Origin of the sequence: Microbacterium luteum (assembly GCF_015277875.1) — a bacterium.
Classification (GTDB): Bacteria; Actinomycetota; Actinomycetes; order Actinomycetales; family Microbacteriaceae; genus Microbacterium; species Microbacterium luteum.
Map to the genome: position 1 here is coordinate 1,796,204 of NZ_CP063814.1, position 21,588 is coordinate 1,817,791.

Here is a 21,588-nt window from a genome sequence, read left to right on the forward strand (position 1 = left end):
GTGAGCAGCCGCACCGAGCGGCCACGCTCGACCTCAGACACGCTGGCTGCTCTCGCCGAAACAGGGTCCTGCGGTAACCAACCCGCGAATATCAGACTGACCACGCGTCACAGAACACGCCGCACACCCCGCCCCCACGCGCGAACGACGAAGCGCCGCCCGGCAGCCAGCCAGGCGGCGCTTCACCCTGCCCACTTGACAGAACGAACCACATATCAGTCGTCGGTGCGCGCGCCGAAGACGATCTCATCCCACGAGGGCATCGACGTGCGGCCTTTGCGCCGCCCCGCTCCTTCGGCGATGACGATCGTGCGATCGTCGATCTCGTCGTCGGATGCGACGGGCTCGTCCTCGGATGATTCATAGCCGGGCTCGAGGGCGTCGAAGAGTGCCACGGGAGCGTTCGGATCCGATCGGTCGTCTTCGGGTTCGGGCAGCGGCTCCCGCTGCCCCCGGCGTCGACGCAGCGCCTCGAGGAGATCGGCGGTCTCGGCCGAGGTTGTGACCTCCGGGTCGGTTGCGCGCTTGGTCGCGGCCTGACGCACGGCCTGCGCGGTGGCCGGGGTGCTCGACGCCGCCGGCGCGGAGGCTTCGGCTTCGGCGTCGGGCACCCGGCGCGGGCCGAACGCTCCGCTGTCGAAGCGTGACTCGTCCTTGCCGGCGTTGTCGAGCGCGCGGAGGCGCGGGATGAGCCCCTCGGGGAGCGAGCCCTGGCGGGAGAGCTGAACGGCATCGCCGTTCTGCGGCGACAGGGTGGACCGCCGCGGATCGAAGCCCCATCGCGCGTCGTGCTCGATCCCCGCGGAGGTGAACTCGAGCTTCACGACCCATCCGCTCTGCTCCTTCCAGCTCGTCCATCGCTCGCCGCCGGCACCCGCCTCGGCGAGCTTCGCCCGCACGGCGGTGCCGAAGCTCACGTGCGCATCGTGGTCGAGTTCGGAGCCCATCAGGACGGGGACGGCCAGAGCCTGTCCGACGATGTGCTCGCGCTCGGCGAGCACCGGACGCTCGAAGCGCTGCACATCTTCGACACGCAGCCCCAGCAGGTCTGCGACCTCCTTGGTCGACAGGCCGGCGCGGATGTGCGACTGGATCTCCCGCGGACTCGCCCGCTTCTCGGGGGCATCCGACTCGCGTCTGACGCGGCGGAGCTCGGCCCGCAGCACGTCGTCGAGGGCGAGCGCGAAGCGATCTCCGGCCTCGGTCGCGACGACGAGACGGTCGTCTTCGGTGCCGATCACTCTGAGCTGTTCCATGCCAATCGCCTCTCCGGTTCGGCGTACGTCGCCCATGCTGACACAGCGGTTCGCCGGCGCCGGGAATATCGCGGGCGCGCCGCGAGTTCGACCCCGAGCGCGCCGGCCGTGATCCGCATTTGCGAAATCCGGAGCGGTCGTGCAAACTAACGCCGCCCCGATGGGCACACAGCAATCTTCTGGGAAGTAGAGACCGTCACGAATGGCTACTGATTACGACGCTCCGCGCAAGTCCGAAGACGAGAGCGAGTCGATCGAAGCGCTCAAGGAGCGCGTGCCCGACAAGATGTCGGGATCGGTCGACGTCGAGGACTCCGACAACCCCTCGGGCTTCGAACTGCCGGGCGCCGACCTGTCCGATCTCGAGCTGGATGTGGTGGTCCTCCCGCCGCAGCAGGACGAGTTCACCTGCATGAGCTGCTTCCTCGTCAAGCACCGCTCGCAGGTCGATCACGAAGAGGCGATCGGCTTCATCTGCACGGAGTGCTCGTAGCCGAGGCCCGCCGCACCGCCGCGGCCAGGCGGTCGGGTGTCCGCGAGGAGAGGTACCACGCGGGAACCGGATCGTCGGGGTCATCGATCGGGATCACGACGACGCCGTCGATGCCTCCGCGCAGCAGATGCCACGCGCGCGGATGAAGACCGGGGCCACGGGCCTGGCGGGCATCCTCGCCGGTGAGTGCGACGGGGGCGCCGAGATGGCACGCGTCGATGTGCGCGCGGCCGGCGCGAAGGCGCCCGCCCGTCACCTCGATGCGGGGCGACAGGACGATCCAGACCGCGACGGATCCGAGTCCGACGACGGCGCCCGCCGCGAGCGCGAGCGTGGTGTCCACAGGGACGAACACGAGGGCTGCCATCGGCCCCGCGAGCGCGGCGGCGACCAGGCTCCACAGCGACGGGCTCAGACGCTCGCGATAGTTCACGGCGCCTTCCGCGCCGACGTCGACAGCTCTGTTCTGCATTACCCTCGTTGCGTGACCGAATCGGTGGATGTCCTCATTATGGCCCGTGAGGCCCCGCTCTACGCGCACCCCGGCGATGCCGGAGCCGATCTGGTGGCCGCCGAGGCGGTGCGCCTCGAGCCCGGTGAGCGCGCGCTGGTCGGCACCGGCGTCCGCATCGCACTTCCGGACGGTCACGTCGGATTCGTCGTTCCGCGCAGCGGCCTGGCGTCGAAGCACGGCATCACGGTGGTGAACGCGCCGGGCACGGTGGATGCCGGCTACCGGGGCGAGGTCAAGGTCGCGTTGCTGAACACCGACCCACGAGAGCCCTACACGATCCGGGAGGGCGACCGCATCGCGCAGCTGATCGTGATGCCGATCCCGCCGGTGCGGTTCGTGCCGGTGGACGAATTGCCCGACAGCACCCGGGGCGACGGCGGCTTCGGCTCGACGGGCTACCAGAAGGATGGAGCATCCTCATGACCGAATCCACTCCCGTCGACCGCGCGACCTCGGGACCCTTCGATGACAGCGAGGCCAATCCGGTCCGCCCGTACATCGACCTGGGCGGCATCAAGATCCTGCCGCGGGAGGGTCTGAACCTGCGCCTGGAGGTCGAGGAGCAGACCAAGCGCATCGTCGCCGTCGGGCTGGACTACGCCGAATCGACGCTCCAGGTGCAGCCCTTCGCCGCGCCGCGCTCGAGCGGCCTGTGGGACGAGACGCGGGAACAGATCCGTGAGCAGGTACGCACCCAGGGCGGTCGCGTCGAGGAGCGCGAAGGTCCGCTGGGTCACGAGCTGCTGGCCGAGGTGCCGGTTTCGGCGGCGGACGGGTCGACGGGCAAGCGACTCGCCCGATTCATCGGTGTCGACGGTCCGCGCTGGTTCCTGCGCGGCGTCATCGGGGGAGCCGGCGCCGCCGACGCGGGTGCGGCGGCGAAGGTCGAGGACCTGTTCCGGTCGATCGTGGTGGTGCGAGGGGGCTCTCCGATGCCGCCGCGCGACCTCATCCCCCTCAAGATGCCGGCCACGCCGGGTTCTGCGTGACCGGCGAGAGCACCGCCGCGCCCGACGAGTCCGAGCCGCAGGAGAAGACGGCGACCGGGTCGGCCGACGCGAAGGGACCTTCGGCACCGGACGCCATCGGGGCGGCCCTCGGGCAGGCTGCGCGGCGCGCGGGCATCGATCCCGCTGAGGAGGCGTCGACCGGTCACGTCGTCTGGCGGGCGATGGGCGGTGTGCGGGGCATCCTCGAATCGGTGCTCCCGGGGCTGGTGTTCATCGTGGTCTTCACCATCACGATCGATCCGGACTCCGGCGACGGCCATCTCTGGCTCTCCCTCGGCCTGTCGGTCGGTGTGGCGGCTGTCTTCACGGCGGCGCGCCTGCTCGCCCGGCAGCCGGTCACGGCCGCGGTGGGGGGTCTCGTCGCGGCCGTGGTCGCGGCGGCGTTCGCTCTGCTCACCGGAGATGCGAGCAACAACTTCGTTCCGGGGTTCGTGACCAATGCGGTCTACGGCTCGGCGCTGCTGATCTCGGCGCTGGCCGGGTGGTCGCTGATCGGACTCGCCGCGGGGTTCCTCCTCGGCGAAGGCACCGCGTGGCGCAAGGATCGACGCAAGCGGCGCGTCTATTTCTGGCTGGCGATCGCGTGGGCGGCGCTGTTCGCCGCGCGCCTGGCCGTGCAGCTGCCGCTCTACTTCGCCGGCGAGGTGACGGCGCTCGGAACGCTGAAGCTCGTCATGGGACTGCCGCTGTTCGCACCGATGCTCGCTGTCACCTGGTTGGCCGTGCGAGCGCTCCACCGTCAGCCGGTCCGGTGATAGTATTTATCTCGACATCGAGATAAATACGTGCCCCTGAGTAAGGTCCGCCTTGCTGGTCACGCACGCGCGTGAGGGGCGAAGATGGGGAAGCCGGTCCCATACCCGGGGCCCGCCGGCGACGAAGGAGACGGACGTGTCCACAGTTGACAGCTTCGGTGCCAAGAGCACCCTGACGGTCGGCAGCACCGACTACGAGATCTTCCGCATCGACACCGTTCCCGGGTACGAGAAGCTGCCGTTCAGCCTGAAGGTGCTTCTGGAGAACCTCCTGCGCACCGAGGACGGCGCCAACGTCACGAAGGCGCAGATCGAAGCGCTGGGCGGATGGGACCCTCAGGCGGAACCCGACACGGAGATCCAGTTCACTCCGGCGCGCGTGGTCATGCAGGACTTCACCGGTGTGCCGTGCATCGTGGACCTGGCCACCATGCGCGAGGCCGTGACGGCTCTGGGAGGGGATCCGAAGAAGATCAACCCGCTCTCGCCCGCCGAGATGGTGATCGACCACTCCGTCATCGCGGACCTCTTCGGCTCCGAGAACGCGCTGGAGCGCAACGTCGAGATCGAGTATCAGCGCAACGGCGAGCGCTACCAGTTCCTGCGCTGGGGCCAGACCGCCTTCGACGACTTCAAGGTCGTGCCGCCGGGGACCGGCATCGTGCACCAGGTGAACATCGAGCACCTGGCGAAGGTCATCTACGACCGCAGCGTCGACGGCGTGCTGCGGGCCTACCCCGACACGTGTGTCGGCACCGACTCCCACACCACGATGGTGAACGGCCTCGGCGTGCTCGGTTGGGGCGTCGGTGGCATCGAAGCCGAAGCCGCGATGCTCGGCCAGCCCGTGTCGATGCTCATTCCGCGCGTCGTCGGCTTCAAGCTCACCGGAGAGATCCCCGCGGGCGTCACCGCCACCGACGTCGTGCTCACGATCACCGACATGCTGCGCAAGCACGGCGTCGTCGGGAAGTTCGTGGAGTTCTACGGCGACGGTGTCGGATCGGTTCCCCTGGCCAACCGTGCGACGATCGGCAACATGAGCCCGGAGTTCGGCTCGACGGCGGCGATGTTCCCCGTCGACGATGTGACCCTGGACTACCTGCGGCTGACGGGTCGCGACGAACAGGCCGTCTCGCTGGTCGAGCAGTACGCGAAGCAGCAGTCGCTGTGGCACGATCCCTCGCGCGAACCCGCCTTCAGCGAGTACATGGAGCTCGACCTGTCGACCGTCGTCCCGTCCATCGCCGGCCCGAAGCGTCCGCAGGACCGCATCCTGCTGGCCGAGGCGAAGGAGCAGTTCGAGAAGGATCTCACCAACTACGCCGACGTCGACCACGATCTGGTCGACCTCACGATCTCCGAGTCCTTCCCCGCATCGGACCCGCCCGGACTGAGCCCGGAGGATTCCGAGAGCGAGCACGAGCACCACCACCGCTCGCACGCGCCCAAGGTCGCCTCCAAGCCCTCACCGGTGACCACCGCCGACGGCGCGTCCTTCACGCTCGACCACGGCTCCGTCGCGCTGGCGGCGATCACCTCGTGCACCAACACCTCGAACCCGTCGGTCATGATCGCCGCTGGGCTCCTCGCGAAGAAGGCGCTCGACAAGGGCCTGAAGAGCAAGCCGTGGGTCAAGACCACCCTCGGGCCCGGTTCGAAAGTCGTCACGGACTACTACGAGAAGTCCGGGTTGGACAAGGCCCTCGAAGGCCTCGGGTTCTACACGGTCGGCTACGGATGCACGATCTGCATCGGCAACTCGGGTCCGCTCATCGAAGAGGTCTCCACGGCGATCAACGACAACGATCTCGCGGTGACCGCGGTGCTCTCGGGCAACCGTAACTTCGAGGGTCGCATCAGCCCCGACGTGAAGATGAACTATCTCGCGTCGCCGCCGCTCGTGGTCGCCTATGCGCTGGCCGGATCCATGAACTTCGACTTCGAGAGCGATCCGCTGGGCACGGACAGCGACGGCAACGACGTCTTCTTGTCGGACATCTGGCCGGCGACGGACGAAGTGCAGGAGATCATCGACTCCTCGATCTCCCGTGAGCAGTTCATCAAGCAGTACGCGACGGTGTTCGAAGGCGACGAGCGCTGGAAGAGCCTGCCGACCCCCAGCGGCCCGACGTTCGAGTGGGCCGAGGACTCGACGTACGTCCGCAAGGCGCCGTACTTCGACGACATGACGATGGAGCTGACGCCGGTGCAGGACATCACCGGCGCGCGGGTCATGGCGACCCTGGGCGACTCCGTCACCACAGACCACATCAGTCCGGCGGGCAACATCAAGCCCGGCACCCCCGCGGCCGAGTACCTCACCGAACACGGCGTGGAGCGCAAGGACTTCAACTCGTACGGCTCGCGCCGGGGGAACCACGAGGTGATGATCCGTGGCACGTTCGCGAACATCCGCCTCAAGAACTCCCTCGTCGCGGCGGTCAACGACGGCCAGGTCGTCGAAGGCGGCTACACGCGGGACTTCACCCAGCCGGGTGGGCCGCAGTCGTACATCTACGACGCCAGCATGAACTATCAGGCGCAGGGCACGCCGCTCGTGGTGTTCGGCGGCAAGGAGTACGGGTCCGGTTCGTCGCGCGACTGGGCGGCCAAGGGCACCCGGCTGCTGGGCGTCAAGGCGGTCATCACGGAGAGCTTCGAGCGCATCCACCGCTCGAACCTCATCGGAATGGGTGTCGTGCCGCTGCAGTTCCCGGCCGGTGAGAGCTGGGAGTCCCTCGGTCTCGACGGCACCGAGATCATCTCGATCACCGGTCTCGAGAAGCTGAACGAAGGGGTGACGCCCAAGACCGTGCGTGTCACCGCCGAGCCGAGTGAGTTCTCGGCCGACGGGGCGAAGACGATCGAGTTCGATGCGACCGTGCGGATCGACACTCCCGGTGAGGCCGACTACTACCGCAACGGCGGCATCCTGCAGTACGTGCTGCGCTCGCTCGTCTGACCTGCGCAGGAGGTGAGGCCCCGGCTCGATCGAGCCGGGGCCTCACCCGTCTGCGCCTGTCGGCGGATAGACTGACGGCCAGGCGTCTCGAACCGATGAGCCGGAGCCATGGACGACGACGAAGAGGGCACGATGGCGATTCTCCCCTCGATCAGAGGACCACGAGATCTCGACCGACTCAGCGTCGCGCAGCTGCGGCAGCTGGCCGAGGAGGTTCGCGCCTTCCTCGTGGAGAACGTGTCACGCACGGGTGGACACCTGGGACCGAACCTCGGGGTCGTGGAACTCACCATCGCGCTTCATCGCGTCTTCGACTCGCCCCGGGATCCGTTCGTGTTCGACACCGGCCATCAGTCCTACGTCCACAAGATGCTCACCGGCAGGCAGGACTTCGCCGGCTTGAGATCACGTGGCGGCCTCGCGGGCTACCCGCAGCGTGCGGAGAGCGAGCACGACGTCGTGGAGTCCTCGCACGCGTCGAGCTCGCTGAGCTGGGCCGACGGGATCTCCCGCGCGCTGACCCGCACCGGCCGGGACGACCGGCACGTCGTCGCCATCGTCGGCGACGGATCGCTGACCGGAGGAATGACCTGGGAGGCGCTCAACAACATCTCCGACGACAACGACCGACGCCTCGTGATCGTCGTCAATGACAACGGCCGCTCGTACGCGCCCACGATCGGCGGCATGGCGCGCTATCTGAACAAGGTGCGCACGGCGGACGCGTACCGGTCGCTGCGGCACGGCTCCGCCAGTCTGTTCGGACGGCTCGGGCCGGCCGCGCGAGCCATGTATCGGGGTGTTCGCGGCGGCACGCACGGATTCCTCTCGCGATTCGTCAACAACGACGCGCTGTACTCGAACCTCGACATCAAGTACCTCGGTCCCGTGGACGGCCACGACCTCGAGGCGCTCCTGGAAACCCTCGAACTCGCGAAGGCCTTCGGCGCGCCGGTCATCGTGCACGCGATCACCGAGAAGGGACGCGGGTTCCGGCCCGCGGTCGAAGACGAAGCCGATCAGTTCCACGCGGTCGGCAGGATCGATCCGATCACCGGCGAGACCATCGGCAGCGCCGGCGGAACGTGGACCGATGTCTTCTCCCGCGAGCTGCTCGACGTCGGTGGCGAGCGCGACGACGTCATCGCGATGACCGCGGCCATGCTGCGGCCGACCGGCCTGCTGCCGTTCTCGCAGCGGTTCCCCGATCGCGTGTACGACGTCGGCATCGCCGAGCAGCACGCCGTCGCCTCGGCCGCCGGCCTCGCCTACGGCGGGCTGCACCCTGTCGTGGCCATCTACGCGACCTTCATGAACCGGGCGTTCGATCAGATGCTGATGGATGTCGGACTCCACAGAGCGGGTGTGACGTTCGTGCTGGACCGGGCGGGGGTGACCGGCCCCGACGGGCCCAGCCATCACGGCATCTGGGATCTCGCGATGCTGCAGATCGTTCCGCACATCCGCATCGCCGTGCCACGGGACGCGGAGCGCCTCCGTGAGGAGTTCCGTGAAGCGCTGACCGTCGAGGACGCGCCGACCGTGGTCAGGTTCCCCAAGGGCGCGGTGGCGCCGGACCTGCCTGCACTCGAACGGCTGCCGGACGGCGTCGACGTGCTCGCCCGCATCGACGAGCAGGATGTGCTGCTGGTCGGGATCGGCCCGATGGCACACGTCGCCGTGGAGGTCGCCGAGCGCCTGCGGGCGCAGGGGATCGGCTCGACCGTGATCGACCCGCGGTGGGCGATCCCGGTGCAGCGTTCGGTGATCGACCTCGCGGCGACGCATCGGCTCGTGATCACGATCGAGGACGGCATCCGCGTCGGAGGCATCGGCACGCGCGTCCGTCAGGTGCTTCGCGAGTCCGGGGTCGATACGGCGGTGGACGAGCTCGGGGTCCCCGACGAGTTCATCGATCACGCTGGTCGTGAGGAGATCCTGCGGGATGCCGGGCTCACCGCCGCGAAGATCGCGCAGGACGTGGTCGCCCAGGTGCTCGGCACACGCCTGCCCATCGCCCGCGGCGCGGGCGAGCCCGTGACTGATGACATCGCCGATCTCGCGGGCCGGAGCGACGAGGACTGAGACGAAGAGCCCGCCGACCTGGCACGGTCGGCGGGCTCTTCGCGGTGATCTCAGCCGGCGATACCGACGATCTTCGGGTGGTGGAAGCTGTCTCCGAAGACGCGCTCGGACGCTCCTTCGCGGTCGAGGTACGGGGATGCGCCGCCATCGATGAAGGGCCAGCCTGCCCCGAGGATCAGACAGAGGTCGATGTCCTCGACCTCGGGGACGACGCCCTGCTCGAGCATGATGAAGATCTCCTGCGCCAGACCGTCCTGGACCCGGCGGAGGATCTCGTCCTCGGTCGACGGGGAGTCGCCGACGGCGCGCTTCAGGACCTTCTCCGCATCCTTGGACCACCCGGTGACCCGTCCGGCCTTGTCCTTCTCGACGACGCGATCGAGCGCGGCGAGCTCGTGGAAGTTCTCCGACGCGTAGAAGCGGTCGGGGAAAGCCGTGGCCATCGTGTCCTGCACGTGGGCCGCGACCTTCCATCCGACGAGGTCGATCAGCTGGAACGGTGTCATCGGGAGTCCGAGGGGACGGAAGGCGTTCTCGACCGTCAGCAGCGGTGTTCCCTCGTAGACGGCTCGTGCTGCTTCGCCCATGACCTTCGCCAGCAGGCGGTTCACCACGAAGCCGGGAGCGTCGGCGGTGAGGACCGCGTTCTTCCCGAGCCCCTTGGCGACGACGAACGCGGTCGCGAGTGCCTCGTCGGCGGTCTTCGGGGTCTTCACGATCTCGATCAGCGGCATGACCGCGACGGGGTTGAAGAAGTGGAAGCCCACCAGGCGTTCCGGATGCTCCAGCGTGGAACCGATCTCCTCCACGGAGAGCGACGACGTGTTCGTCGCGAGGATGGCGTCGTCCGCGATGATCTTCTCGATCTCGCCGAAGACCTGCTGCTTGACTCCGACCTCCTCGAACACCGCCTCGATCACGAAGTCGCAGTCCGCATACTCGGACGTGTCGACGGTTCCGCGCACCAGTGCACGCAGGCGATTCGCTGCGTCGGCGTCGAGGCGCCCTTTGGACTCGAGCTTGCCGATCTCCTCGTGGATGTACGCGATGCCCTTGTCGACACGCGCCTGATCGAGATCGGTGATGAGCACGGGGACCTGGAGCTTGCGCACGAAGAGGAGGGCGAATTGGCTCGCCATAAGGCCGGCGCCGATGACGCCGACCTTGCCGACCTTCTTCGCGAGCCCCTTGTCCGGTGCACCGACGGGACGCTTCGCGCGCTTCTGCACCAGGTCGAACGCGTACATCGACGCGGCGAACTGGTCGCCGCTGACGAGTTCTGCGAGGGCCTCGTCCTCGCGGGCGAAGCCCTCCTCGCGCGTGCCGCTCTTGGCGCGGTCGAGGAGGTCGAGGGCGACGTACGGGGACGCGGGGACGGTCCCGATCCTGGACTCCAGCATGTTCCGTGCCATCTTGACGGCGATCGGCCATTTGGTGAGGCGTTCGATCTTGCCGGGCTGGTTCCGGCGTTCCACCTTGATCGACCCGCCGAGCACGCCGTCAGCCCATCGCAGGGAGTCTTCGAGGTAGTTCGCGGCGGGGAAGATCGCATCCACGATGCCGAACTCGAACGCCTGCGCCGGCTTGAGCATCCGGTTCTGCTTGAGCGGGTTCGAGATGACCACCTCGAGCGCGTTCTCGATACCGATCAGGTTGGGGAGGAGATAGGCCCCACCCCAGCCCGGGATGATGCCGAGGAAGACCTCGGGGAGGGCGATCGCGGCGGCCGAGGCATCGACGGTGCGATATGTGGAGTTGAGCGCGATCTCCAGGCCGCCGCCCAACGCGAGCCCGTTCACGAACGTGAAGGAGGGAACGCCGAGATCGGCGAGCTTGCCGAGCACGTGGTGACCGAGCTGCGCCACCTTGCGGGCGTTCTCCCGCGATCCGACGAGAGTGATGTCGGACAGGTCGGCGCCGGCGGCCAGGATGTACTGCTTGCCGGTCACGGCGACCGCATCGATCTGACCGGAGGCCGCACGGTCCTTCAGTTCGTCGAGGCGCTCGTTCAGCTCGACGAGCGTTCGGGGACCGAGCGTGTTGGGACGGTTGTGGTCACGCCCGTTGTCGAGCGTGATGAGGGCAAGAGTCCGGCCCGAGGGCAGGCGAACGTCGCGCACGAGCGAGTGCGTGACGACCTCGTCGTCGGAGAGGGTCAGCAGGGGCGTGAAGTCGATCTGATCGTAGGTGCTCATGAGGCCGCTCACTTCCTGCGCTTCTTGCCGTCGTAGTGGGGGTTCTCCCAGACCACCGAACCGCCCTGGCCGAGCCCCACGCACATCGCCGTGAGGCCGTATCGCACGTCGGGGCGCTCGGCGAACTGCGCCGCGAGCTGGATCATGAGACGGACTCCGGATGCGGCGAGCGGATGCCCGAGCGCGATCGCTCCACCCCACTGGTTGACGCGCGGGTCGTCGTCGGCGATGCCGAAGTGGTCCAGGAGCGAGATCACCTGGACGGCGAACGCTTCGTTCAGCTCGAACAGACCGATGTCGTCGATCGTCAGGCCGGCCTTCCTGAGGGCCTTCTCGGTCGACGGGATGGGGCCGATGCCCATGATCTCGGGCTGCACGCCCGCGAAAGCGAACGAGACGAGTCGCATCTTCGGCGCGAGGCCGAGCTCCTTCACCGCGCCACCACCGGCGAGCAGCGACATGGTCGCACCGTCGGTGAGCGGGGAGGAGGTTCCCGCGGTCACGCGACCGTGAGGACGGAACGGGGTCTTGAGACCGGCGAGATCGGCCATCGTCGTCTGCGGACGACGACCTTCGTCCTCGGTGGCGAGCGCCCACGCACCTTCGGCGTCCTTGATCGCGACGGGAACGAGGTCGGCCTGCAGCTTGCCCGCATCGTAGGCGGCCTGCGCCTTGTGCTGGCTGAGCATGCCGAAACGATCTGAGCGCTCCTTGGTGAGATGCGGGAAGCGATCGAAGATCCGCTCCGCGGTCACGCCCATGTTGAGCGCGCCGGGGTCCACCATCTTCTCGGCGACGAAGCGGGGGTTGGGGTCGGCGTTGGACCCGATCGGGTGATGCCCCATGTGCTCGACCCCGCCCGCGAGAGCGAGGTCGTACATGCCGATCCCGATCGAGGCGGCCATCGTGGTCACACTGGTCATCGCACCGGCGCACATGCGGTCGATGGCGAATCCCGGAACGCTCTGGGGGAGTCCCGCGAGGATGGCGACACTTCGGCCCAGGGTCAGGCCCTGGTCGCCGGTCTGCGACGTCGCCGCGATGGCGACGTCGTCGATCCTCTCCTTCGGAACGTCGCCATTGCGCTCCATGAGTCCGATGGTCGCCTTCACGGCGAGATCATCCGATCGCGTGTTCCAGTACATGCCCTTCTCGCCGGCGCGCCCGAACGGGGTGCGCATTCCATCGACGAAGTAGACGTCCGAAAGCTCGGCCACTCTGCCTCCAAAGTTCAGGGATGTGCCCAGCCTAGGAGCGGCCGTGGAGGGCTCGGAATCGGTTGGGTCGAACCTACGAATCCGACTCGGACCCCTGCTCCGGGGCTTGGGCGGAAGATACAAAAGCATCCGCGATCACCTGTGCAGTCTGTCCAATCTGCCAGGCTCGCGCACCCCACGACCGCAGGGCGTCCGCGATCGACGCCGCGTCGAGGTCGGTCGGCGGTGACCAGGCGACACGACGCAACGTGTCCGGCGTCAGCAGGTTCTCGGTGGGCATGTTCAGGCGCTCCGCGAGTTCCTCCACCGCCGGACGCGCCGCCTTGAGCCGGAGGTCAGCCTCCGGATTCCGCTGAGCCCATGCACGGGGCGGCGGGAGCGCGTCGCCGCCACCCGCGCGCTCCCGAGGCGGATTCGCATCCGCGCGACCCTCTTCGATCGCGGCCCACCACCGGTCGAGCTCGGTGCGGCTGGCGCGCCCGGTGAAGTCCTTCACGTGCGCGAGATCGTGCTTCGAACGCGGGTCCGCGATGACGGCGGCGACGAGAGCGCGATCGGGTACCAGACGGCCCGGGGCCACATCCTCGGCAGCCGCCAGGTCTTCACGAGCGACCCACAGGGCGCGCGCCACGGCGAGCGAGGAGCGGCCTCGCACCGTGTGCAATCCGCTGAGCCGCCGCCACGGCTCTTCTCGGGGCGGCTTGGGCGGGCGATCGCGCACGTCGTCGAATTCTTCGAGGGCGAATCGCGTCTTGTCCTGGTCGGCGAGCTCGCGGGCGAGGGCGTCCCGCACGTCGACGAGGTGGATGACGTCGAGTGCGGCGTACTCGAGCCAGGACTGGGGGAGTGGACGCTGCGACCAGTCCGAGGCGGAGTGAGCCTTGGCGAGGGAGATCCCGACGGTGCTCTCGACGACCGCGCCCAGTCCGACGCGCTCGTGGCCGAGCAGCCGGGCGGCCAGTTCGGTGTCGAACAAGCGGTCGGGGACCAGGTCGAGTTCGCGTAGCGAGGGGAGGTCCTGGCTCGCGGCGTGGAAGACCCACTCCACGTCGCCGATCGCGCGCTGAAGGGCGCCGAAGTCGCCGATCGCGGGCGGGTCGAACAGGAAGACGCCGGCATCCCGACGGAAGACCTGAATGAGGTATGCGCGTTGCGAGTAGCGGAACCCCGATGCCCGCTCGACGTCCACGGCGGCCGGTCCGGTTCCGGAGGCGAGTGCCTCGCACGCCGCGAGGAACGCGTCGCGGTCGGCGATGACGGAGTATTCAGCCACGGGGATTCCTTCGGGAGCCGAGGACGGCGATGCCCTCGGAGCCGGGCGGCAGCCCGGCCAGCATGCAGGTCAGCTCTGCCCACGCATCGACGTGCGCGGTCAGGTCACCGTCGGGCGACCAGGACGCGCGCAACTCGATCTGCGCGCCGTCGCCCTCCGCGGCGAGAGTTCCGAAGCCGCGGGAGAGGGTCTTCGTCGCCGTGCCCGACGCGGAGTGGTGGGCGGCGCCTCGAACCGAGAGGGCCTCCATCAGCCACGACCACGCGACCTCCGCGAGCATCGGATCGGTGCCGATGTCGGTCTCCAGAGGCGCCTGGGCGAAGCACACGATGCGCCACGGGCCGTTCCACGCTGCGGGCTCCTCGGGGTCGTTGAGGAGGATGAACCGCCCCGTCCCGTAGGCCGACACGCCGTCGTCCGTCTCCGGGCGCACGTCCCCTGCGAGGGCGAGTGCGAACGGTGCGAGACCGCCGGGGGCGGGGATCTCGTGGACGGTGAGGTCGTCGCGGAAGCCCATCGCCCGCACCTGTTCGGCGACGGAGGCGAAGGCCATCGGCGCGGGAGGAGGGGTGACAGCCACGGAGACAGACTAGAGTGAGGCCTCGATGCACGCCTCCAGGCGCGCCGCGCAGAACGGCGCCACCCCCGCCCTCGTCACCGCATTCCGGTTCGCGATCGCCGCTCTCGGTGGTGCGCTGGCGCTGGTGCTGACATCGATGTCCCTCCTCTCGTTGCGGGTCGCCAGGCAGGTGATCACACCCGCCAATCGCCGGCCGGACACGCGCCTGCTCGATCTCGACACGCAAGCGCAGACGGTCACGCTCCAGCGCACGGCGGACACGGTGCTCCCCGGCCGTTACGGCCTGTTCACCACGGGGACCGAGAGCTACGTGAAGGTCGGCACCGTCCTGTCCGCGGACGACGAGACCGTCACGCGCAAGCTGCTCACCCACGTCGGATCGGGTGCCCATCTGGCACCCGACGCGGCCTTCAGCGGCTGGTACTTCAGTCATCCGGACGAGCTGCACCTGGACTGGACGCCGGAACTGGTCGGCTCGGCGGTCGGGCCCTGCCCGGCGTGGCGGTTTCCCGCCGGTGACGGGACCACGTGGGTCGTGCAGGTGCACGGCCGTGGCACAACGCGCTCCGAAGCGCTTCGCGCGGTGCCGGTCTTCCATGCCCTGGGGATCACCTCGCTCGTCGTCTCCTATCGCAACGACGGCGAAGCACCGCGCAGCAGAACGGGGACCTACGCCCTCGGTGCGACCGAGTGGCGCGACGTCGACGCGGCCATCGGATTCGCACGACGCCGCGGCGCGCGGCGTGTGATCGTCATGGGATGGTCGATGGGCGGTGCGATCGCACTTCAGCTGGCACTCAACTCGGCTCACCGCGACGCGATCGCCGGCCTCGTCCTCGACTCGCCGGTCATCGACTGGCGGGTCGTCCTGGACTACCAGGCGGGACTCATGAACCTGCCGCAGCCGGTGACCCGACTCGCGATCGACGCCCTGGGATCGGAGTGGGGTACGGCGTTCACGCGGACGGGTTCACCGATCCCGTTCGATCGCCTCGATGTCGTTGCGCGAGCGGATGAGCTCCGCCACCCCGTTCTCATCCTGCACAGCGACGATGACGGGTTCGTGCCCTCGGATGCCTCCCACGACCTGCTCGCGGCCCGGCCCGACCTTGTCGAGCTGGAGGCGTTCGAGGTCGCGCGTCACACCAAGCTGTGGAACTACGATCAGGACCGGTGGTCGCACGCGATCAGCGACTGGATGCGCCGACACGATCTCTCGGGTGCAACCGCAAATAGCTGAATCCGCAGTCGTCGACGAGCATCCCCGCCACCGTCGCGTCCCGCGGTCGCGACGGTGAGACGAAGGCCGCGCCCGAGGGTTCGAGCGCGGGCGCGATCGTGAGGCAGATCTCGTCCAGACATCCCGCCTCGAGGAACCGTGTCGCAATCGTCGGCCCTCCCTCGCAGACGACGCGGGGAAGGCCGCGCTCCCGGAGCTCCGCGACGATCGCACGCGGATCGAGCTGCTCGTCGGCATCGATCGTGACGTGCTCCACCGGCGCGCCGGCAAGCCGTGCGTGCACGCGCTCCCGGTGCGCGCGGGAAGACAGCACCAGGGCGGGCGGCCGCCCCGGCCTGGTGAGCCGGACCCCGTCGAGATCTCCGGTGGCGGTCACCACGGCGAGGCGTGCGTGGGCGGGGAGCAGGTATCGCTCGGTGCGGGCCGTGGTCGCGCCCACGACGACCACATCGGCGTTGGCACGCACGGCGCGGAGGATCATCCGGTCGGTAGGGGAGGTGATGGTCTCGCTCGTCCCGTCGGAACCGGCGATCGAGCCCGTCACCGAGGTGACCATGTTCAGCCGGGTGAACCCGGTGTCGTCGGCGGAGTACCGACGGCTGAGCCAGCGATCGGCATCGAGGGAGTCCGTGGTCACGGAGTCGAGGGTTCGCGGGACGACCTCGGTGACGGTGACCGTGCGCTCAGCGCTCACGCGCAGCCATTCTCTCGCGCACCTGGCGCTTCGCGCGACCGAGCATGCCGGTCATCCCTGCGATCCGAAGCGGCGACACGGCGCGCGTCAGACCGATCGACTGCGGGAAGTCATCCGGGACGGCGAGAGCCTCGTGAGCGGTGAGACCCGTGAGGCCCTGAGCGAGGATGCTCGCGAACCCCCTTGTCGTCGGAGCCTCGGCGGGCGCGGTGGCGTGCATGGCGACGCGGTCATCGTCGTCGACCTCGACCACGATGAAGACGGGCGATTGACACTCGGCCACGCGTTCCTGCCGATCCGGATGGTCGGCGAGGCGGGCGGGCATCTCGGGCAGCTCATGGGAGAACTCCAGGAGCAGCTGCAGGCGGTCCGGCTCCTGAAGATCGAGGAAGTCCTGTCGGATCGCCGCCAGTGCTGCCGGGAGGGGATGTTCGATCATCACCGCGACGGAACCTCTCCTCGGGCCGAGCCGGTCACGATCGGCAGGCCCACCGCGCTTCCCCATTCGGTCCACGACCCGTCGTAGTTGCGCACATCGGGGAAGCCGAGCAGGTGCGTCAGAACGAACCACGTGTGGCTGGAGCGCTCACCGATGCGGCAGTACGCGATGATCGGGTCTGCGTCGCGCAGACCGACTTCCCCACGGTAGATCGCCTCCAGCTCCGAGCGCGGGCGGAACGTCCCGTCCGCCGCTGCGGCACGGGCCCAGGGAACGCTGTGGGCCGTCGGTATGTGCCCCGCACGCAGGGCGCCCTCCTCCGGATAGGCCGGGGCCGAGGTCCGGGTGCCGTCGTATTCTTCGCCGGAGCGCACGTCGATGAGCGGTCGTCCGAGGTGCGCGAGCACGTCGTCGCGGTAGGCGCGCAGTGTCGCGTCATCGCGCTCGACCACGGGGTAGTCCGTGACCGGGCGTTCGACGCGCTCCGTCGTGAGGCCCCGGCCCTCCGCGATCCAGAGGTCTCGTCCGCCGTCGAGCAGGCGCACGTCGTCGTGGCCGAAGAGGGAGAACACCCAGAGGGCGTATGCGGCCCACCAATTGCTCTTGTCGCCGTAGATGACGATGGTGTCGTCGCGCGAGATCCCCTTCCGACGCATCAGGTCGGCGAATCCACGTCCGTCGACGTAGTCCCGCACGACCGGGTCGTTGAGTTCGGTGTGCCAGTCGACCTTCACCGCGCCCGGGATGTGCCCGGTCTCGTACAGGAGCACATCCTCATCGGATTCGACCACGACCAGACCCGGTGCTCCGAGATGCTCGGCCAGCCATTGCGTGCTGACCAGACGCTCCGGGGCGGCGTAGTCGGCGAAGGTGTCGGCAGGGTCGTATGCGACGGGCACGGAACTCTCCTCGATGCAAGGCGGTTGGGATGACGGCGTAGTGTGGATCCGCGTCCTTCGAGCCTATTTCCCTTTCTGCCCCGGGGGATCGCATCCGTCACCGCCGCGACACGAAGGACGACATGACCGCGACCACGGCTCGATCCGGAATCGTGCACCTGGCCGAGCGTCAGCCGCAGTTGAGCGGCGAGGACATGGTCGCCGCTCTCGTGCCGCCGCGACAGTTCTCGCAGGCCACGTTCGAGTCGTACCGCGCGGACGGCGACTACCCCTCCCAGCAGGAGGCCAAGCAGAAGCTCGCGACCTTCGCCGGCGGGCGAACGGCGGCTTCGCGCGGCGGCCTGTTCCGGCGGGGGAGGAAACAACCCGAGGTGAAGCCCGGCGTCTATCTCGACGGTGGCTTCGGCGTGGGAAAGACTCATCTGCTCGCGGCGGTCTACCACGCCATGCCGGCGCGACGGAAGTACTTCGGCTCCTTCATCGAGTACACCGCACTCGTCGGCGCGCTCGGCTACAAGAACACCGTGGACCTGTTCCGCGGCTCCGAACTGCTGTGCATCGACGAGTTCGAGCTCGACGATCCGGGCGACACGATGGTGATGACCCGGCTGCTCGGAGAGCTGGTCGCCTCCGGCACCCGATTGGCCGCCACATCGAACACGCCCCCCAACGCCCTGGGCGAGGGCCGTTTCGCGGCGCAGGACTTCTTGCGGGAGATCCATGCTATGGCGGCGAGCTTCGACACGCTCCGGATCGACGGGACCGACTACCGGCAGCGGGCGGTCGACGGCCATGCGCGCGTACTGACGGATGAGGAGTACCGCTCGGCGATCTCCGCGGCGGCGAGCGTCGGAATCGCCTCCGACGACGCGTTCGCCGACGTGATCGGCCACCTTGCGCAGGTGCATCCGTCCCGATACATCCGACTCATCGACGGAGTGTCCACCGTCGGTCTGCGCGACGTGACGGAGTTCGACGATCAGTCCGCCGCGCTGCGCTTCGTGGCCTTCGTCGATCGCGTCTACGATGCGCAGATCCCCGTCCGTGCCACGGGCCTGTCGCTGGACGGGGTCTTTCCCGAGGAGATGCTCGCGGGCGGATACCGCAAGAAGTACCTGCGCGCCATCTCGCGTCTCGTCGCATCCACTCTCGCCTGACCCCGCCAGCCCGTCGCGACATCTCACGGCACGTTCTCGCCGTCGAGAAACCTGATGTTTACCTGAGCGCCGGTGACGTAACAAACCCGAAACACGCGACGCACGCCGCCTGAAACCCTCGCTCGCGAGACTGGGGCACGTCCCACCGGACCGCCACCCGAACCGCGGCCACCGTGGGCACCCGAGTAACACCAATCATGGATGAGGAACTTCATGGACAGCGGAAATCTCGCCTGGCTGATCACAGCCTCGGCACTCGTGCTCTTTATGACGCCTGGCGTCGCGTTCTTCTACGGAGGCCTGGTCAAGGCCAAGAGCGTCGTCAGCATGATGATGATGAGCTTCGGCGCGATGGGGCTCGTGAGCGTGCTCTGGATCCTCTACGGCTTCAACATGAGCGCCGTGGAGAGCACCTGGGCATTCGCCGGCAACCCGTTCGCCGATTTCGGTCTCGCCTCGGCGTCGAGCGATGACCTCGTCGGTGCCATGTTCGGCGGCACCTTCGCCATCATCACCGTCGCGCTGATCTCCGGTGCGATTGCGGATCGCGCCAAGTTCGGCTCCTGGATGCTGTTCGCCGGCATCTGGGCGACGGTCGTCTACTTCCCCGTCGCGGCGTGGGTCTGGGGCGGCGGCTGGGTCTACAACCTCGGCACGACCTTCGGCTTCTCCACCGAGGTCATCGACTACGCCGGTGGAACCGCGGTGCACATCAACGCCGGTGCGGCGGCCCTCGCCCTCGCTCTGGTCCTCGGCAAGCGCATCGGCTTCCAGAAGGGCATCAACAAGCCGCACAGCGTTCCGCTGGTCGTGCTCGGCGCCTCGATCCTGTGGTTCGGCTGGTTCGGCTTCAACGCCGGCGCCGAAGGCCTCGGCGCGCTGGGCACAGAGGACTCCGTGGTCGGTCTGATCGTCATCAACACGCTGGGTGCGACCGCGGCCGCCATCATCGGCTGGCTGATCGTCGAGAAGCTCAAGGACGGAAAGGCCACGTCGGTCGGAGCCGCCTCGGGTGCGGTCTCCGGTCTCGTCGCCATCACGCCCGCCTGTGCGAACCTGACCCCCGGTTGGGCACTTCTCCTCGGCGTCGTCGCCGGTGCGGTCTGCGCCCTGGCCATCGAGCTGAAGTGGAAGCTCGGCTACGACGACTCGCTCGACGTGGTCGGCGTGCACCTCGTCGGTGGTCTGATCGGAACGATCTACCTCGGCTTCTTCGCCACGGAGACCGGTCTGTTCCTCGGCGGTGGGTTCGAACAGCTGATTCTCCAGGTCGTCGCAGCGTTCGGCGTGCTGATCTACTCGTTCGTGATCGCCTTCATCCTGGGCTTCGCGATCGACAAGACGCTCGGCTTCCGCATCAAGAACGAGGACGAGCTGGCCGGCGTGGACACCACGGTGCACGGCGAAGAGGGCTACGCGATGGCGTAAGCACTCTGCGGCTCGCAGACAAGCGCAAGGGGCGCTGTGGTCATGACCACAGCGCCCCTTGCTCGTGCCCGCACGAATGCGCCACCGCTAGGCTGACCCCCGTGAAGCGTCACCGAAGGGTCTCCGCCGTGGCCGGCGTCCTCGGCCGCCTGTTCCGTCCGCGTGCGACGCTGGTCGTCGGCGGCGGCGGCCGGCCGCGAGCAGACGCGACGGTGGAGGTTCGGCCGCCTCGTGCATCCGAGCTGCGCATCACCTATGAACCCCGGCGGGATGACGAGCCGGACGCCGGGGAGATCGTATGGACCTGGGTGCCGTTCGAGGAGCGGGACGGACGCGGCAAGGATCGGCCCGTTCTCGTCATCGGCCGACGGGACGCCGACCGCGTCTACGCGCTCAAGCTCACCAGCATCCCGCAGGACGGCGATCGCGATCACCTCGAGCTCGGGAGCGGGCCGTGGGATGCCCGGGGAAGGCCCTCATGGGTCGACGTGGACCAGGTCTACCTGGTGCACCGTCGGGGGATGCGACGCGAGGGAGCGGTGCTCGATGTCGACCGCTTCACGCGGGTGGCGGCAGCGCTCAGCCGGCGCTACGGGTGGCAGATGGCGATCCAGGTGCCAGGTGGCGATGAGGCCTGAGCGGCCGATCGCGTCGTCGGTGGGCGATGCGGGACTTGAACCCACGACCTCTTCCGTGTGAAGGAAGCGCGCTACCAGCTGCGCCAATCGCCCTCGGCTCCGGGAGCCGCGACCCTGCCGGGCCGAGTACCGATGTTACCTGATCCGTGAGGGTGATTCGAACCGTGAGAACGGGACACGCGCGGCGTGGCGGTGGTTTTGCGCGGGGCCCGGAATGGGCTAGAGTTTTCCAAGTGCCCGGGCAAGACCGGGAACGAAATGCGGATGTAGCGCAGTTGGTAGCGCATCACCTTGCCAAGGTGAGGGTCGCGAGTTCGAGTCTCGTCATCCGCTCGAGTGCGGGGATCTCCCGATTCCAGGGCGATCACGACACGTGGGTCGAACCACACGCGGTGGCGTGGCCGAGCGGCTAGGCACCGGCCTGCAAAGCCGTTTACACGGGTTCGAATCCCGTCGCCACCTCGCATGACAACTGAACAGCCCTCACGGGCGCGATTGGCGCAGCGGTAGCGCGCTTCCCTGACACGGAAGAGGTCACTGGTTCGATCCCAGTATCGCGCACTCCAACCCCCGGTTCGACCGGGGGTTTTTCTTTTCGTCGTGAGGGGTCCGTCGTGGTGCCCGCCCCCGTCGCCGCACGGGCGACGGTTTCCGCCGGCGCGGACGGTAGCCTGGACGCGAGCCATTTTCTGGAGTGTTCCCTGTGACTGACGTTGCCCTTCCGTCGGATGTGTCGTACCCCGCTGACGG

General features: G+C 68.3%; 19 protein-coding genes and 4 tRNA genes. 13 read left to right on the top strand and 10 right to left on the bottom strand.

Annotated features, from left to right (window positions below; genetic code table 11):
* Positions 1–215 precede the first annotated feature (215 nt).
* Positions 216–1,256 (bottom strand): septation protein SepH, encoded by a 1,041-nt coding sequence (gene sepH, locus IM777_RS09010; protein ID WP_071043448.1) that lies wholly within the window; start codon positions 1,254–1,256, stop codon positions 216–218.
* A 202-nt stretch (positions 1,257–1,458) separates the two neighbouring features.
* Between sepH and IM777_RS09015 the strand changes: the two genes are divergently transcribed.
* The gene (locus tag IM777_RS09015) at positions 1,459–1,749 is read left to right on the top strand and encodes a DUF4193 domain-containing protein (protein ID WP_071043449.1); all 291 of its coding nucleotides are present in this window, start codon (positions 1,459–1,461) and stop codon (positions 1,747–1,749) included.
* Here the strand turns inward: IM777_RS09015 and IM777_RS09020 are convergent.
* Complete coding sequence (locus IM777_RS09020; protein WP_071043450.1) at positions 1,727–2,221, bottom strand: DUF3093 family protein; 495 nt, start codon at positions 2,219–2,221, stop codon at positions 1,727–1,729. The two genes, IM777_RS09015 and IM777_RS09020, sit on opposite strands and share 23 nt — an antisense overlap.
* Positions 2,222–2,233: 12 nt before the next feature.
* Here IM777_RS09020 and dut point away from each other — a divergent pair, with 12 nt between their 5' ends.
* From dut to dxs, 5 genes are all read left to right on the top strand, one after another.
* Positions 2,234–2,686: a dUTP diphosphatase gene (gene dut, locus IM777_RS09025; protein ID WP_071043451.1), complete on the top strand. Its 453-nt coding sequence runs from the start codon at positions 2,234–2,236 to the stop codon at positions 2,684–2,686.
* Positions 2,683–3,252, top strand: a complete 570-nt coding sequence (locus IM777_RS09030) for a DUF3710 domain-containing protein (RefSeq protein WP_071043452.1) — start codon at positions 2,683–2,685, stop codon at positions 3,250–3,252. Before dut ends, IM777_RS09030 begins: the two co-directional genes overlap by 4 nt.
* Positions 3,253–3,347: 95 nt before the next feature.
* Positions 3,348–4,028: a DUF3159 domain-containing protein gene (locus tag IM777_RS09035; RefSeq protein WP_228481082.1), complete on the top strand. Its 681-nt coding sequence runs from the start codon at positions 3,348–3,350 to the stop codon at positions 4,026–4,028.
* Between the two features lie 136 nt (positions 4,029–4,164).
* A complete protein-coding gene (gene acnA / locus IM777_RS09040) occupies positions 4,165–6,993 on the top strand; it encodes an aconitate hydratase AcnA (protein WP_071043454.1) in 2,829 nt (942 codons plus the stop codon).
* Positions 6,994–7,125: 132 nt separating this feature from the next.
* Entirely contained in the window at positions 7,126–9,078 is a 1,953-nt protein-coding gene (dxs, locus tag IM777_RS09045) for a 1-deoxy-D-xylulose-5-phosphate synthase (protein WP_071043730.1), read from the top strand.
* Positions 9,079–9,128: 50 nt separating this feature from the next.
* Here dxs and IM777_RS09050 read toward each other — a convergent pair whose 3' ends face one another.
* From IM777_RS09050 to IM777_RS09065, 4 genes are all read right to left on the bottom strand, one after another.
* Positions 9,129–11,273, bottom strand: a complete 2,145-nt coding sequence (locus IM777_RS09050) for a 3-hydroxyacyl-CoA dehydrogenase NAD-binding domain-containing protein (RefSeq protein WP_194383124.1) — start codon at positions 11,271–11,273, stop codon at positions 9,129–9,131.
* 8 nt (positions 11,274–11,281) lie between these two features.
* Positions 11,282–12,490, bottom strand: a complete 1,209-nt coding sequence (locus tag IM777_RS09055; protein ID WP_071043456.1) for a thiolase family protein — start codon at positions 12,488–12,490, stop codon at positions 11,282–11,284.
* A 73-nt stretch (positions 12,491–12,563) separates the two neighbouring features.
* Positions 12,564–13,763 carry an HRDC domain-containing protein gene (locus IM777_RS09060; protein ID WP_194383125.1) on the bottom strand — a complete coding sequence of 400 codons (1,200 nt, stop codon included), beginning with the start codon at positions 13,761–13,763 and terminating at the stop codon, positions 12,564–12,566.
* Positions 13,756–14,316, bottom strand: a complete 561-nt coding sequence (locus IM777_RS09065) for a DUF3000 domain-containing protein (RefSeq protein ID WP_071043458.1) — start codon at positions 14,314–14,316, stop codon at positions 13,756–13,758. The genes IM777_RS09060 and IM777_RS09065 overlap by 8 nt, the downstream gene beginning before the upstream one ends.
* A gap of 52 nt (positions 14,317–14,368) precedes the next feature.
* On the opposite strand from IM777_RS09065, the gene IM777_RS09070 reads away from it, so the two are divergent.
* Positions 14,369–15,583, top strand: coding sequence for an alpha/beta hydrolase family protein (locus tag IM777_RS09070; protein ID WP_194383126.1), 1,215 nt, complete (start codon positions 14,369–14,371; stop codon positions 15,581–15,583).
* Here IM777_RS09070 and IM777_RS09075 read toward each other — a convergent pair.
* From IM777_RS09075 to IM777_RS09085, 3 genes are read right to left on the bottom strand one after another with little or no spacing between them, the layout of a single operon-like run.
* On the bottom strand, positions 15,531–16,277 hold the full coding sequence (locus tag IM777_RS09075; RefSeq protein ID WP_083336380.1) for a dihydrofolate reductase family protein: 747 nt from the start codon (positions 16,275–16,277) through the stop codon (positions 15,531–15,533). The two genes, IM777_RS09070 and IM777_RS09075, sit on opposite strands and share 53 nt — an antisense overlap.
* Positions 16,267–16,716 (bottom strand): SufE family protein, encoded by a 450-nt coding sequence (locus IM777_RS09080; protein ID WP_071043460.1) that lies wholly within the window; start codon positions 16,714–16,716, stop codon positions 16,267–16,269. The genes IM777_RS09075 and IM777_RS09080 overlap by 11 nt, the downstream gene beginning before the upstream one ends.
* The gene (locus tag IM777_RS09085; protein WP_071043461.1) at positions 16,716–17,615 is read right to left on the bottom strand and encodes a sulfurtransferase; all 900 of its coding nucleotides are present in this window, start codon (positions 17,613–17,615) and stop codon (positions 16,716–16,718) included. The genes IM777_RS09080 and IM777_RS09085 overlap by 1 nt, the downstream gene beginning before the upstream one ends.
* 122 nt (positions 17,616–17,737) lie before the next feature.
* Here IM777_RS09085 and zapE point away from each other — a divergent pair, with 122 nt between their 5' ends.
* From zapE to IM777_RS09100, 3 genes are all read left to right on the top strand, one after another.
* Positions 17,738–18,772, top strand: a complete 1,035-nt coding sequence (gene zapE, locus IM777_RS09090; protein WP_071043462.1) for a cell division protein ZapE — start codon at positions 17,738–17,740, stop codon at positions 18,770–18,772.
* 213 nt (positions 18,773–18,985) lie between these two features.
* Entirely contained in the window at positions 18,986–20,200 is a 1,215-nt protein-coding gene (locus tag IM777_RS09095) for an ammonium transporter (RefSeq protein WP_071043463.1), read from the top strand.
* A gap of 149 nt (positions 20,201–20,349) precedes the next feature.
* Positions 20,350–20,838 carry a type II toxin-antitoxin system PemK/MazF family toxin gene (locus IM777_RS09100; protein WP_071043732.1) on the top strand — a complete coding sequence of 163 codons (489 nt, stop codon included), beginning with the start codon at positions 20,350–20,352 and terminating at the stop codon, positions 20,836–20,838.
* 20 nt (positions 20,839–20,858) lie between these two features.
* Here the strand turns inward: IM777_RS09100 and IM777_RS09105 are convergent.
* A tRNA-Val gene (locus IM777_RS09105) sits at positions 20,859–20,931 on the bottom strand.
* A 167-nt stretch (positions 20,932–21,098) separates the two neighbouring features.
* Here IM777_RS09105 and IM777_RS09110 point away from each other — a divergent pair.
* The 3 genes from IM777_RS09110 to IM777_RS09120 all read left to right on the top strand — a co-directional run bounded on the left by IM777_RS09110 (position 21,099) and on the right by IM777_RS09120 (position 21,399).
* Positions 21,099–21,171: transfer RNA gene (locus tag IM777_RS09110), tRNA-Gly, on the top strand.
* Between the two features lie 58 nt (positions 21,172–21,229).
* Positions 21,230–21,300: transfer RNA gene (locus IM777_RS09115), tRNA-Cys, on the top strand.
* Between the two features lie 27 nt (positions 21,301–21,327).
* Positions 21,328–21,399, top strand: a tRNA-Val gene (locus IM777_RS09120).
* The last annotated feature ends 189 nt before the right edge of the window (positions 21,400–21,588 follow it).